Below are 14,689 nucleotides of genomic sequence, written 5' to 3'. Positions count from 1 at the left end.
TGTTTTCTTCTATAAAGAAACAGAGATAGACGGTCATTGAATAGACTATCTATCTCCTCTTATTTTATGCCTTAAACATTGAAGTAGCGAGCATCAGGATGAGCAAAAACGATTGCAGATACAGATGCTTCAGGCTCCATCATAAAGCCTTCTGTAAGATGGACACCAATATCCTCAGGTTTTAATAGGCCGAATAGTTTCTCTTGATCCTCCAAGTTAGGACATGCAGGATATCCGAATGAAAAGCGTTGACCTTGATATTTTGCAGCAAAACGATCTCTCATAGTGAAATCTGTTGCATCAGGGAAGCCCCATTGGTCACGAATTTCCTGATGCATACGTTCAGCAAAGCCCTCTGCTAATTCTAAAGCAGTCGATTGCAAGGCATGACTTTCAAGAAATTTCCCAGCCTCTTTTAACTGGCGTGCTTTAGCCATAACTCCTTGCCCTGCTGTTACAACCATGAGTGCAATATAGTCCATTTCACCGCTCTCTACCGTTTTTAAGAAATCTGCAAGACATAAAAATGGTTCAACCTGCTGACGAGGGAAGGTAAAACGTTCAATTTCTGTCTTACTATCGGCAGGATCATACACAACGACATCATCACCATCTGCTTGAGCCGGGAAAAATTGATACAAACCTGATGGCTTTAATAGATCACTTTTTAAATAATCATCTACTAAATCCTTGAGCTCTGTTGCTCTTGAATCGCCCGCATCAAGCAATTGCTGGACTTGCCCTTTCAAGCCTAAATGGTGTCCTAGTAATGTACGCATATTAACATAAGGATATAAATGAGATACAGAATAGTCTTTTTTCACATGACGTCGTAAATCAGCTGGTAAAAATACTGGCGCTCCTTTTACTGTTCGTGCAGGCTTTATTGTTACCTCTTTTGCCGGACGAGCAGCTCGTTTTTCATCGGCCGCTAAACGTTTTTGACGGGATTCTTCAATTTCTGCTAAGAAATTTTCACGTGTCCCTTCACCCATTAATAGATTCGCTTGCTCTAAGCCTTGCATAGCATCCTTTGCATAAATAACAGGACCACCATATTCATCTGCAATTTTTGTTTCAGTAAAACGACGTGAAAGTGCAGCACCACCAACTAAAATAGGAACATCAATTCCCGCCTCTTTAAAATCCTGAGCAGTAATAACCATCTGTTGCGCTGATTTCACGAGTAAACCTGACAGCCCAATAAAATCAGGTTTTTCCTTACGAATCGCTTCAATCAATTGGGCAGGAGTTACTTTAATGCCCAAATCGACTACCTTATAGCCATTATTACTTAATATAATATCAACAAGGTTTTTCCCAATATCGTGAACATCACCTTTTACTGTAGCAAGTACCATTTTCCCTTTTCCAGCACTCTCTTCATCCTTCTCCATGAATTGCTCTAAATGAGCAACTGCGGCCTTCATCACACCTGCTGATTGTAAAACCTCTGCTACAATGAGTTGATTATCATTAAATAATCGACCTACCTCAGCCATGCCCTCCATTAAAGGACCATTAATTATATCAAGTGGCGCCTCGAAGATTTCTCGTGCAGCGTCTAAATCCTCAATTAGCCCTTCTTTTGTACCTTCTAATATATAGTAAGCTAAACGACCTTCAACCGTTTTTGGAATATCAGCTTCCGTTTTTTCCTTCTTTTTATCTCGATAAAAATCTGTAAACACTGCTAATGTTTCATCATTTGTATTAAAGAGCAGGTCATTTGCGAGTTTGATTTCCTCTTCAGGGATGGATGCATAACGCTCCAATTTCTCTGTATTAACAATGGCATAATCTAAGCCCGCCTGTGTACAATGATAGAGATAAACAGCATTCAGTACTTCACGACCAACAGGTGGTAAGCCAAATGAGATATTACTTACGCCAAGTACAGTCAATGTCTGCGGCAATTTTTCTTTGATGAGACGAATGCCTTCAATCGTTTCTAGCGCTGAACCAATATACTGCTCATCCCCAGTTCCTACAGGGAACATTAATGGGTCGAAAATGATATCCTCTGGTGCAATCCCCCATTTTTCCGTTAAAAGTTGATAGGAGCGCTCGGCAATTTCGAGCTTTCGATGACGGTCAACCGCCATCCCCTTTTCATCTATCGTTCCAACAACTAATGATGCACCATATTTTTTCACGAGTGGTAATACTGCATCAAATCGTTCTTCACCATCCTCTAAATTAATAGAGTTAATGATGGCTTTCCCTTGTGAAAACTTTAATGCTTCCTCAATTACTTTTTCATCAGTTGAGTCAATCACAAGAGGCACCTTAACCTTTTTTACAACCTCCTGCATAAATCCACGCATATCGGCTAATTCATCGCGATCAGGGTTGGCTAAACAAATATCAATAACATGTGCACCATTTTTGACTTGAGCACGTGCAATCTCTGCGGCCTCCTCAAATTTCCCGTCAATGATTAAATTCTTAAATTTACGAGAGCCGATTACATTTGTTCTCTCCCCAATAAATAACGGACGCATAGAATCGTCATACAATAACGGTTCAATTCCTGATACCGCATGACCATGTGTTTTTTCTGGTAATTGACGAGGTTTTTCATCTTTTAAGATCTCACGAATGGCTGCAATATGAGCGGGTGTCGTCCCACAACATCCACCTACAATATTAAGCCAACCCTTTTCTGCAAAGCCTTTTAATTTTTGTGATAGCGATTCTGGTGATTCGTGATAACACCCTTCTTCATCTGGTAAGCCAGCATTTGGGTAACAGCTAATATAGCCTGTTGAAAGCTCTGCTAATGAACGAATGTGATCCGTCATAAACTCAGGTCCCGTCGCACAGTTTAGGCCAACTGATAATGGTTTAATATGCTCGATCGAAATATAAAAGGCATCAATTGTTTGCCCTGCAAGCGTTGTACCCATCGGTTCTATTGTTCCTGAAATCATGACAGGTAGCTCTTTTCCCGTTGATGCAAAAGCGCGCTTTACGCCAAGTGTGCCTGCTTTGACATTGAGCATATCCTGACTTGTTTCTAATAACAAAACGTCGGCTCCTGCCTCAATTAATGCTTTTGCCTGTACATAAAAATTTTCCTCTAGCTCTTCAAATGTAATACCACCTGTTACTGATAACGTTTTTGTTGTTGGCCCCATAGCCCCTGCAACAAAACGTGGCCAATCTGATGTGGAATAACGATCCACTGCTTGGCGAGCAATTTCCACTGCACGCTTATTAATTACTTCTGCTTTTGTGCCAAGATCATATTCATTTAACACAAGAGGCGTCCCACCAAATGTATTTGTACAAATAATATCTGCGCCTGCCTCTAAGTATTTATGGTGAATTTTTTCAATAACATCTGGTCTAGTAAGCACAAGATTTTCATTACAGCCATCAAGTTCCTCGCCACCAAAATCCTCTGCTGATAAATTTTCATTTTGTAGCATTGTTCCCATTGCGCCATCAAGAATTAAAATACGTTTCTCTAGTTGCTCTTCAATCGAGTGCTTAGCCATGTATACTTACTCCTTTTTTCTGTTCATCCAATTGCTCTATATATTTCATCAACTCTAGTGTCACGTCGTAACGTAAAAATGGTGTAATAAGGTAAATCCCATTGAAATATTGCGTAGCCACTTCTACTAATTCTTTGGCAATAGCAATCCCTTCCAAGGTTGCCTTTTCTTTATCTTCTCCACATGCTTTCATTCTTGTTAAGGCATCTTCAGATAATTTGATACCTGGCACTTCATGATGTAAAAATTCAGCACTTTTATAACTCGTAACAGGCATAATACCGATGTAAATTGGAGCTTGTAAATGCTTTGTTGCCTCATAAATCTCTACAATTTTCTCTTTCGTATATACTGGTTGAGAAATGAAGTAGTCTGCCCCATGCTCAATTTTCTTCTCCAAGCGTGTCACAGCACGATCTAACACACGGACGTTTGGATTAAATGCAGCAGCAACTGAAAAATTTGCTTTTTTACGAAGTGGCTTACCTGAGAAAGAGACCCCTTCATTTAATTGCTTAATTAATTGGATTAGCTCCATGGAAGATACATCATAAACACTTGTCGCACCTGGGAAATCTCCTACTTTTGTTGGATCACCCGTAACGGCCAACACATCATGAATACCTAAAGCATTTAACCCCATTAAATGAGATTGTAGACCAATTAAATTACGGTCTCGACATGTAATATGAGTTAGTGGGCGTACACCATGTGAGCTCTTCAACAATGCGCCCATTGCAATATTGCTAATACGTGGAGAGGCCAATGAATTGTCTGCCATCATAACTACATCTGCACCTGCATCATATAATTGCTTTGCTCCTTCAAGGAACCCATCAATCTCTAAATGTCTAGGCGTATCCAACTCTACTATGACAGAGCGTTCACGTTTAACCTTTTCATGAAGAGGCTCATACTTTGTTGGCTCCGCTTCCCGAACAATCTCAATCTTTTTAGGCTTCGCATGCTTCTCCTGAACCGGTGATAACTCTTCTAAATACTTCTTTGCTGCTGCAATATGTTTGGGTGTTGTACCACAGCAGCCCCCTATTAAACGTACACCTTGATCACGCAATTCAACAGCCGCTCGACCAAAATAATCAGCTTCTGATTCATAAACGACACGCCCATCCTCTAAGTCCAGAAGTGATGCATTTGGATAGGCCGACATAAATGCCTTATTAGGAAGTTCTACACCTTCAAATGCCTGAATTGTATGGTGTGGACCTAGTCGACAATTGACACCAACAATATCAGCACCTAGGGCTTCAAGCTCATGGAGAGCATTATTTAAAGACATCCCATTTTGTAGAACACCGGGCTCATGCATAGAAACTTGTGCAATAATCGGCAATTTTGTTTTTTCTCGTAGCATCTTTAAGGTTGCTGTTAATTCTTCAAAATCATAATAAGTTTCAAGTAAAAGGCCATCTGGATTCCCTGCAAGTAAGACGCTTGCTTGTTCTTCAATAGTTGCTAATATTTCATCCAAGGTTGCATCACTTTTACGAATTCCCCGAATACCACCAATTGTTCCTAAAACAAATTGACCGCCATCAGCCGCTGCTCGTTTTGCGATGGTGATAGCAGCTTCATTAAATTGTTGGACACGTGATTCTAATCCATAGCGAGCTAATTTAATGGCATTTGCACCGTACGTATTCGTTTGAATGATGTCAGCACCAGCTGCAATATATTCTCTATGAATCTTTTCAATTAACTCGGGTCTCTGAACATTCATTTCCTCATGGCAATACTCCAATCCATAGCCATATAGCACTGTGCCTATTGCACCGTCTGCCGTCAATACATGCGTTTTTAACCTTTCAAGCAATCCCATAAAATTAGCCTCTCTTCCTATGTCTCTATATAATAAAAAGCCTTCTTTCATAAAAAAAGAAGGCTTTAACGATTCATCATTGTTGTTCCTTCTCATCTTCGACTCAACGGTCTTCTGGATTTAGCACCTGACAATAAAGTTGGTTGCTGAAGCTTCAATGGGCCAGTCCCTCTGCTTCTCTTGATAAGAATTAAGTATGAATTTTTTAAATAATTAAAAGAATCATATCGTTTACTGACGAATGAGTCAAGACTATTTCACATAACAAAGTTTTTTTCCACTTAAAACCTTAGAAATTGGCAAGTTCCTTTGCAAGCTCTTCACCAATTTTTTTCCCGTTTTGAATGCAAGCACCAATACCTACGCCAAAATACGAGCACCCTGCAATCGATAAATTAGGATATTTCTCATGTAATTCTTGTAGTAATCCTTGTAATGCTTCACGATGCGCTAGATCATATTTAGGCATTTGATCAATCCATTTTGTTACATTCACAACGGTTGGCTGCTCCTCTATTCCTAGGCTCTTTCTCACATCTTCTAAAGCAACTGCTGCTAATTCTTCATCCGTCATGGCGCGTAGTTGCTCATAGGCTGGATTGATGCTCTTATAAAAGAGTCGCACAAGTAATTTATTTTCTTTCGATGTATGCTTCCATTTACGACTAGTCCAAGTTGCTGCATTACAAGTTACGTCTGAATTATGGGAAACAATATAGCCCGTTCCATCTGCTGGCAATTTAGCGTCTGGCACATCAAAACCCAAATAGATAGTAATCGCTGACGCTGTCGTAAATTGGTCAAAATAGCGGTTTAAAGATTCATCCTGTAGCAGATTTTGTACAGTATCGTTCGGTAATGCTAAAACGACATAATCTGACTCAATAATTTCACCATTAGCTAAGGAAATTGTGTAGTTCTTATCTTGTTTTTGAACATTTAGTGTAGTAACACCCTTGATAATTTCTACATCGGATAAGGTTTGTTCAAGTCGATCAATTAAAGAAGATAAACCATTTTTAAAGGATATAAATTTTTTGTTCGCTGCTTTAACAAATTGCTCACGATTCGCATCAAAGCCTTTAATAATACTTCCAAAATCATTCTTATAATCAATTAAATACGGTAAAGTAGAGCCAATAGAAAGCTGATGTAAATCTCCAGAATAAACACCTGCAAGCACTGGTGCAATTTGGTTTTTCACCAGTTCCTCTCCTAAATAGTAAGTTAAAAATTCACCGATAGAACTTTCCTTTGTGAAGCCATTGTTTGGCAATGTTAAATCCTTCAACGCTTCTTTTTTTCCCTGCTCGGAAATAAGTGTACTTTCCTCTAAGGATGCTACACTCATCGGTATTCCGAAAGTTGAATCTGCCGGAATAGCATGTAACTCATTATTCGTATAAATATAAGAAATACCTGTTTCGTTGTAAACTAATTCCGCCTCAAAATCAAGCTCCTGCACGAGTTCCATAACGCCTTGATGACGGGCTACAATAGAATCAGCACCCGTTTCCATGATGAAACCTTGTTCATGTGCTGAATATAATTTGCCTCCTAAATATGTATTTTTTTCTATAAGCACTAGACGAACATCTAAATTATGTTCCTTCACTTGACGTTGCAAATAATGCATTGTACATAGTCCTGTAATACCGCCGCCTAAAACAACAACTGTTTTCATCATAACCGCCCCTATTATTCATTCTTTCTACAGTATAATCCTTTTTCATTGAAAATTACGTTAAACCCTTTACAAATTTAGCAAAAATAGAGCTATTTCATCAGTGAAATAGCTCTTACTTTCTGAATCTCTATAAAATTGATCCTCTATAGCGATAACTTCACAACAAACATTTAAATAGGTACTATAGTGTTTATTACGTCTAAAAATATGAAAAATAGAATGTAAATGTTAGTAGTCTATCCTTTTAAATTTTGCGCAAAGCTCGCTAATTTTTCAGCTGAATTTGTTACCTCAGTAAATGAAGTGCCTAATTCACTTAATATGCCTACAATTGCTTGTATTTTTGTTGCCATACACTCATTTTGATCTTTTGCTTCTGTCATGGCTCCCAATATACTCGTAAATTGGCCTTCAGTTTGTAACATATTTTCTTCACCTGCTGCAACTTCATCTTGAATGTTGGTCAAAGAATACTCTAATTTCTCTGTTCGTTCACCTGTCTTTTTCAATAACAAAGCCACCGCTGTAACAGATTCTTTTGTCTGAATTGATAATTTACGTACTTCATCGGCCACTACGCTAAAGCCCTTTCCCGCTTCCCCAGCACGTGCTGCTTCAATTGCAGCATTTAAAGCCAATAGATTCGTTTGATTCGCAATATTGGTCACAACACTCATAATTGTTTCCATTTCCTTAGACATACCTGATAATTGTTCAATATTTTCTTCTATATCATGAAGAGAATGACTAATATTGAGCATATTTTGTGATTGATTTTTTAAACGCTCGCGACCCTCAAGTGCTTGGTTTTCAGCCAGTGTAGACACATCGAGTGATTTTTTTGCCAAATGTTTAATTTCGTCAGATTGCTTACTTAAGCAGCAAAATGAATTATTGGTTTCCTGCGAGATAGCTGCAAGTGCTTCCGAAGAATCTACAATCTGTCGTTCAATCGCTTCTTTTTCATGAACCATTTTTTCTTTCAGTTGTTCCACAGTGTTTTCAAAAGCTTCTAAAACGAGTTGTTGCTCAAAATTACAAATTTTCGATATAGCTCTGATCGTATTAAATTGATCTTGTGGAAATTCTATATTTTTTTCGACTAAATCAATAAATGATATCGATAAATCTTGGAATGCGCAGATATACCACTGTGTTCTAAGCCCAATGTGGACATGCACCTTTGCAATTTTTACACGCCTTTGGTAATACATCTCATCAATGGTTCCGTTAAACATTTCAATAATATGTTGCCGTAATGTTACTTTAAGCTTTTCTACAGAACTATGATGACTGATAATATCTACCAAATGATGCTCTGTTCCAATCATGTTGTAAAAACGGTTTACGATGTGATCTACATTATCCATAACTATTGGCTGGAAAGCTTTTAAATATTGTAAGTCGTTCTTCGTTAAGTTTAGCATTTCAATTTGCTTCGCCATCGATTGACGAGAGGACAAATCCATTTTCACTGTGTATTGCTGTAAATCCAATACCTTCGTCTTTCTTTGTTTTTGAAAAATCACACATCTTCCCTCTTTCATTCCGTTTACTTTCATCAGGCTGAGAAACATCAAATCCCTTTTAACATATTGATGGATACACGAAAAAATACCGATAAAATCTGATTAGTCAGATTTAATGGTTACATTCGATAGCGCAATTCCGTATGACAAACTTCCTCCAAAAGTATGTCGGGTACCCATTTGCTCAATTTATCCTAAGGTCATTTGCTCTCAGCAAACAGATATAGTCCCTACATGACTAACAGTAAATTATTTACGTATGCTTCTTTTCAAAATCACTCATTTACATTAATCATTTTATAAATGACTGTCAATCTTATTAATACCATTATTTTACACAAAATGTATAAAAAGTCCTTGTTGTTAAATAAAGCGTAATAAACTATAAAAAAGCTACCACAATATTATTGGGTAGCTTTTTTAACTATTTTTTTGTTTATTATGCTTACTTGCTTTATATTTATTCTACTTTTTTATCGATCATCTTCAAATTTCACTATACTAATATTTTATATCCTCAATCATGATCTATCTAAATACTCGTAAACAGCAGTCTATTTTAGACCAAAATACCCTCATACCGTAGCAACATAAATAATTCTAAAAACCTATGTTTTTTTAACACTAAATTTACAATCCTTTAAGTTCCTGTAATATTTTAGCCGCTTCTTCGGATCCTGCATCTGCCGCGAGTCCATACCATTTAATAGCTTCTTTCAGATTTCTATCTAACCCTGTATCTTTATTAAAAATATGCCCCAACTGTAGCTTGGCTTCTACATCTCCTTGAAGTGCAGCCTGCTTAAACCAATGAATACCTTTTTCGAGATTGCGTATTCCGGCCAGACCATTACTCCATATATAACCTAAATCATAAAAGGCGTCTACATGATATTGCTCCGCAGCTCTTTCATACCAAAACAGACCACGATTGACATCTTTCGCTAGGCCTAAGCGCCCCTCTAAATAAATTCCACCAAGTCGATATTGTGCTTCCACATACCCTGCCTCAGCTGATTTTTTATAGGCGTTAAAAGCTTCTTTCTCATCTACCTCAACGCCTAACCCCTGCTCATAAATTATTCCTAACGTAAACATTGCCTCTGCCACATTCTTTTGTGCAGCATAATCAAACCATTTTTTTGCTAATGTATAATTCGTTGCTACGCCCTCGCCATTAAAGTACATATCTGCTAAATTATTGGCAGCATCCGCATGTCCCTGCAAAGCTGCTTTTTCATAGTATGAAAAGGCAAGGGAATAATTTTCCTCCATACCTATGCCCCCAAAGCAAAAATTCCCAAGCATATATTGAGCATCTGCATTTCCCTGGGCAGCGGCTAGCTCAAACCATTTCAATGATTTTTCAGGTTGAAAATGTTTACCCTCTCTAGAATTATAGTATTCACCCAGTTGATATTGGGCATCCCCATCCTGCTCTTCAACCGCTTCTTTATACAAATCAATAATGAGCTCATGATCTAAGTCCTCTTCATCTAGAGCAGCAACTTGTTCATCTTGATGGCGAAAATACCACTCTACAATATCAAGCACATCATCTACTACTTCTATACTGTTTTTTAACTTTTCTAGCGAAGAAATTTGCCAAATGAGTATATAGATAGGCTGTGGAATGGCATCGCGCAAGACATCATCATATTCTGCCAACAGCGTTAATACATTCTCCTGTATCGATTGAGATTGCACTGTATGGACAATCTGTAAATGACGTTGTTGCTGTTCTTTTAATAACCCTCGTACTACTTGATACAGTATTTTCTGCAAGGCTGTTAGGTTAACTTCAGCGAATGTAAGTAATTTTATATTTTGAGCAAACCACTGATCTTGAGTTTGTGTAAGATTTTGTAGGGAAATTATTCGTTCTTTATTTCGCTTGGCTAAAATTTGCTCGTACATTATTTTCCTCCCTTGCACACTATGTAAAAAAACTGCCTTACCACTATTATATGGAAGACAGTTGAAGTTTGGTTACACATATGCTCTCAATAGTAAGCCTACGAATAGCGTAATAATTAAAAATACTGTGACATGGGTCCATTTATACATGGCTAATAAACCTATAAATTCTCGTGTGAATGCATTAGGAACATAGTAAAAAGCAGTTTTTGAGCCAATCCCCTCGGCATCTAATGCTGCTTTCCTAGCATAAATACTTGCGCGAAACACATGGAAATTATTCGTAACAAAAATGGAACGATAGTTCTCTCCATGAGAATGGTGGTCCATTATTTGCTTTGAAAAGATCATATTTTGTTCTGTATTGGCTGAACAATCCTCCATAATTATCTTGTCAGTCGGAATATGATGTACTTCTATTAGGTATTGTTTCATTGCATATGCTTCTGATACCTTTTCATCATTTCCTTGACCACCAGAGACAATGATATAAGGCTTCATCTCATACTTTATATATTGCTTTACTGCTTCGTCTAAACGGCTTGCTAAAAGTGGAGGTACTCTATCGCCAATTAATCCTGAACCTAATGCAATAATGTAATTTGGTTTATAACGTATTGGTGTAAGAAGATACAATATTGAATAAGCAAGGACACTAGTGTATAAGAACATTGTATAACCAAAAATCAAAAACGCATAGAAGAAAAGAATATGCCAAAATACATTTTCAATTTCAATAAAAATGACGAATACATACCATAACATCATAATAACAAAACTTAGCCCTAATATGGCTAACATTAAGTTACGGAATTTGCGTCCTTCCCTTTCCAATAATACTTTACTATTGAAAAACATGGCTATTGATAAAATAAACATAATACTTGGAAAGCTTCCTAATATAATGAATATCCCCATTTCAGAAATAATCCCCTGATCATTTGGTAGCAATAAAGGATAATGAATAATAAACGCTCTGACAATATATATCCCTATCACGCCAAGGGCTACAACGTTGAGAAAGCGCCTTTTTTCTGTTAGGTACAAAATGATAAAAATGGTAAGGAAGATTGATAAAGTTAGTAGCATTTTTTCACTCCTTCCTATTGCATAATTTCTACAATCATTACATCTGCCACTATTTGTCCATATTTTTTGATATAGCTTAATTTTTGAAAGCGTTTGTTTTATTTTTTAATATAGTTCATGTAATATTACTATATAAGAACTAGTTTATGATTAAATTAAAAATTATATTGGAGGAATGTATGTAATGAAAAAAATTCTTGCCGCTCTTTTTGCAGCGACACTGATATTTTCGACTGTTGGTGCAACATTATTTATTTCTGATACACCAACGGCAGAAGCTAAATCCTATAAATCGGGTAAAAAGGGCTTCTCTAACAATAATAATAGCTCGAATATCCAAAAGTCGGATACTACTAAAGATCAAAACAATGCAACAACAAATAAAAACAACTCAACATCTACTAATAAAGCAGATACTACTAAAAAAGGTGGTTTTTTCTCAGGTGGTCTGATGAAAGGATTAATGCTTGGCGGACTTGCTGGATTATTATTCGGTAGTCTATTTAGTGGTATGGGTATACTGGGGAATATTTTAGGTTTACTTATTAATGTGGCAGCAATTGTTGTTATTGTGATGCTTGTTGTGAAGATAATAAATATGTTTAAAGATAAAAAGCGCAAAGAGGAAGCACAATGGCACAAATAATCAACGAACAAGATATTATTAATGCTATTTGTTTATCTCAAGCCTACTATCAAAACATTCGCCCTGAGGATGTTCTTGTTGAATTAACTTACGAGGATGATGCAGGTTTTGGTGCAGAGGTCGAAGTCAACGGTCAAATCGAGGTGCTTAATACAGCAGCCATGATTGGTGCCTTACGTGTTTGGATCAAGGATGTTCTACACGGTGATCCATTCTCGACAGGGATTGAATTAGTTTTAGATGACGAAGAAGGCATTATTGCCAAACTATCATAAAAAAATAGCAGTACAATGAATCGTCCAAAAAATTCATTGTACTGCTATTTTACTTTTTCAAACGTTTTTTAACCTCTTCTTTTTCTTCTTCATTCAGAGAAAAATCTACGATAGAGCGTCCCAGCATTAATAACATGATAAACATTACTCCTGTACCAACAATTAAATAAATCATTGTAAATACTTTAGAATAAGCCGTTGTTGGATATAGTCCTGTTTCGACTCCAGTTGGAATTAAGCTCACTACAGCAAAATACATGGCATCCAACCAGTACCATCCTTCTGTCCCCTTGTAGAATAGAGTTCCTGATAGAATGATTAAAAATAGTGTAGTAAATAATGATAGGAACTGTGGACGTTTAAAGGACCTCCACAGTCCTTTTCCTAATCTTTTAGCAGATAATATAAATGACAGCATCCCATTCTCCTTTATTTAGATAGACTATACTTCGTTTTTTACGAAAACATCAAAAGGTAGAGGAGACAATCCCCCTACCTTTTAATGATTATTGAATGAGTAGCTGACTAAGATTGGTAAATATTTTAGCTGCTTGACCTCTTGTTGTGACAGCCTCAGGTGAAAATTTCCCTCCATCCCCTGTCACGATTCCTAATTCATACAGCATTGTGATTGCACGTTTGGTTTCTGCATTATATGAAGCGACATCTACAAATGGCACATTGCCTTTTGCAATATACGGCTGATTAGATTGCTGTTCATAAGCGCGATGAATCATTAAAGCTAATTGAGCGCGTGTCACAGGGTGTCCAGGCTTAAATTTCCCATCTGTTCCTTTAATAAGACCATGTACATATGCTGCCGCAATTTCTGCCTGTGTTGCTGCATCATAATTTTCGATATCAGTAAATGGTGCTTTTTCTTCTGTAGTTAAGCCAAGGCTTCTTACAAGAATAGCTGCAGCTTGGGCACGTGTTACACTACTCTCAGGTCTAAATGTCCCATCAGTATAGCCGTTCATTATACCTATATTTGCAGCTGTTTGAATATAATCTTTTGCCCAATGATTCTGTGTATCTGTAAAGCTAACTGTTCCTTTCGTAGTGAAAGTTACTGTAGGATTTTGAACACTTTCATTACCAGCAGCATCAATTGCTTTGATAGATACATTGTAGGTTGTATTTTCTATTAAATCTTTGAGCGTAATTGTAGTAGTGTCAGCATTTAATGTTGAAGTTAATTTTCCATTCACATAGACAAGGTAATTTGCTACGCCTACATTATCTGTCGCTTCTTGCCAGCTAACCTTAACAGTTGTACGATCTTTTACCTCTACTCCAATAGCCTGCGTGACATCCCATAAAGAGCTTGTTTTAATGATTGGTAAAAATGCTTCATTTGCTACTGCTAAATAACCAGCTTCACTTAAATGAATATTTTCAGGGTTTGGTAGATAGTTGGCAACATCCTTTGCAACAACATCATATGTAGGAACAAAAATAGCGCCCGCTTTTTCAGTAGTTGTTTTAATTGTTGCATTCAATGTAGCTAATAACAAATTAAATTGTTTTTGTAAGTTCTCACTATAGTATGGGAAGGAATTATAATAGCCCATTACATATACTTCAGCTTGTGGATTAATCTTTTTGATTTCAGATAGAATAGTAGCAATGTTCGATACAGCTTCTTTAGTAGCTTTTATGATAGCCACAGTGTCAATTCCCGTTGCTTGAGATTCTTTTAATATTGGCAATAGATCATTTGCCCCAGCTGTTAATGTGATGATTTCAGCTTCTTTAATAGAAGCCCGTAACTTTGCCTGTTCGTCTGTATAGCCAAAACCAGTCACTGTTTTTGCAACATCATTTTGTAGATCAGCTAAAACATTTTTAGTTGTGTAGCCTGACATAGCAAAGCCCTTATTAAAGGAAGTAAGGAAGCCGTCTTGCTGTAATGCCTGTGCAATAAAATCGGTATAGCCTAATCCAATTACACCTACTTCATTCATTCCATGTGCTAATGAATCACCAAGTGCCACATAATCGGTTTGTACAACCCAACTTGGTGCTATATGGTCACCCTGTCCTTCTTCTGCACTAGCTGCTACAGGTATAGCTAATTGCAAAGCCAATACACTTGAAGCTAAAAAACGAAATTTCTTTGATAATCGCATTTACTCTCTCCTCTACTTATAAAATAGTCGTTATTTTCACTATTTTACTAGAGGAACGATAAAAATAGGTT

At 37.1% G+C, this 14,689-nt stretch carries 10 protein-coding genes and 1 riboswitch; of the genes, 2 read left to right on the top strand and 8 right to left on the bottom strand.

From position 1 onward, the window contains the following. Positions 1-71 precede the first annotated feature (71 nt). From metH to VK91_RS18730, 6 genes are all read right to left on the bottom strand, one after another. Positions 72-3,503 carry a methionine synthase gene (gene metH, locus VK91_RS18755; protein ID WP_048394983.1) on the bottom strand — a complete coding sequence of 1,144 codons (3,432 nt, stop codon included), beginning with the start codon at positions 3,501-3,503 and terminating at the stop codon, positions 72-74. After that, entirely contained in the window at positions 3,496-5,343 is a 1,848-nt protein-coding gene (locus tag VK91_RS18750) for a bifunctional homocysteine S-methyltransferase/methylenetetrahydrofolate reductase (protein ID WP_048394982.1), read from the bottom strand. Before VK91_RS18750 ends, metH begins: the two co-directional genes overlap by 8 nt. Positions 5,344-5,432: 89 nt before the next feature. After that, a riboswitch (SAM riboswitch) is annotated at positions 5,433-5,533 on the bottom strand. Positions 5,534-5,632: 99 nt separating this feature from the next. Then, a complete protein-coding gene (locus VK91_RS18745) occupies positions 5,633-7,027 on the bottom strand; it encodes a protoporphyrinogen oxidase (RefSeq protein ID WP_048394981.1) in 1,395 nt (464 codons plus the stop codon). A gap of 239 nt (positions 7,028-7,266) precedes the next feature. Next, a complete protein-coding gene (locus VK91_RS18740) occupies positions 7,267-8,559 on the bottom strand; it encodes a globin-coupled sensor protein (RefSeq protein WP_048394980.1) in 1,293 nt (430 codons plus the stop codon). Positions 8,560-9,189: 630 nt separating this feature from the next. Then, a complete protein-coding gene (locus VK91_RS18735; RefSeq protein WP_048394979.1) occupies positions 9,190-10,476 on the bottom strand; it encodes a tetratricopeptide repeat protein in 1,287 nt (428 codons plus the stop codon). Between the two features lie 72 nt (positions 10,477-10,548). Beyond that, the gene (locus tag VK91_RS18730; RefSeq protein WP_048394978.1) at positions 10,549-11,565 is read right to left on the bottom strand and encodes a YdcF family protein; all 1,017 of its coding nucleotides are present in this window, start codon (positions 11,563-11,565) and stop codon (positions 10,549-10,551) included. Positions 11,566-11,749: 184 nt separating this feature from the next. Between VK91_RS18730 and VK91_RS18725 the strand changes: the two genes are divergently transcribed. Both VK91_RS18725 and VK91_RS18720 read left to right on the top strand, forming a co-directional pair. Beyond that, positions 11,750-12,211: a hypothetical protein gene (locus tag VK91_RS18725; protein WP_048394976.1), complete on the top strand. Its 462-nt coding sequence runs from the start codon at positions 11,750-11,752 to the stop codon at positions 12,209-12,211. Beyond that, complete coding sequence (locus VK91_RS18720) at positions 12,199-12,486, top strand: DUF2653 family protein (RefSeq protein ID WP_004224435.1); 288 nt, start codon at positions 12,199-12,201, stop codon at positions 12,484-12,486. Before VK91_RS18725 ends, VK91_RS18720 begins: the two co-directional genes overlap by 13 nt. A gap of 49 nt (positions 12,487-12,535) precedes the next feature. On the opposite strand, the gene VK91_RS18715 is transcribed toward VK91_RS18720, so the two are convergent. Both VK91_RS18715 and VK91_RS18710 read right to left on the bottom strand, forming a co-directional pair. After that, the gene (locus tag VK91_RS18715) at positions 12,536-12,904 is read right to left on the bottom strand and encodes an ion channel (protein ID WP_048394973.1); all 369 of its coding nucleotides are present in this window, start codon (positions 12,902-12,904) and stop codon (positions 12,536-12,538) included. Positions 12,905-12,992: 88 nt separating this feature from the next. Further along, a complete protein-coding gene (locus VK91_RS18710; RefSeq protein ID WP_048394971.1) occupies positions 12,993-14,618 on the bottom strand; it encodes an S-layer homology domain-containing protein in 1,626 nt (541 codons plus the stop codon). Between the last annotated feature and the right edge of the window lie 71 nt (positions 14,619-14,689).

This window comes from Lysinibacillus sp. LK3 (genome assembly GCF_001043675.1).
GTDB classification, from domain to species: domain Bacteria; phylum Bacillota; class Bacilli; order Bacillales_A; family Planococcaceae; genus Lysinibacillus; species Lysinibacillus capsici.
The sequence above is the reverse complement of the archived record's forward strand: the minus strand, read 5'-3'. Positions and strand labels throughout refer to the sequence as shown.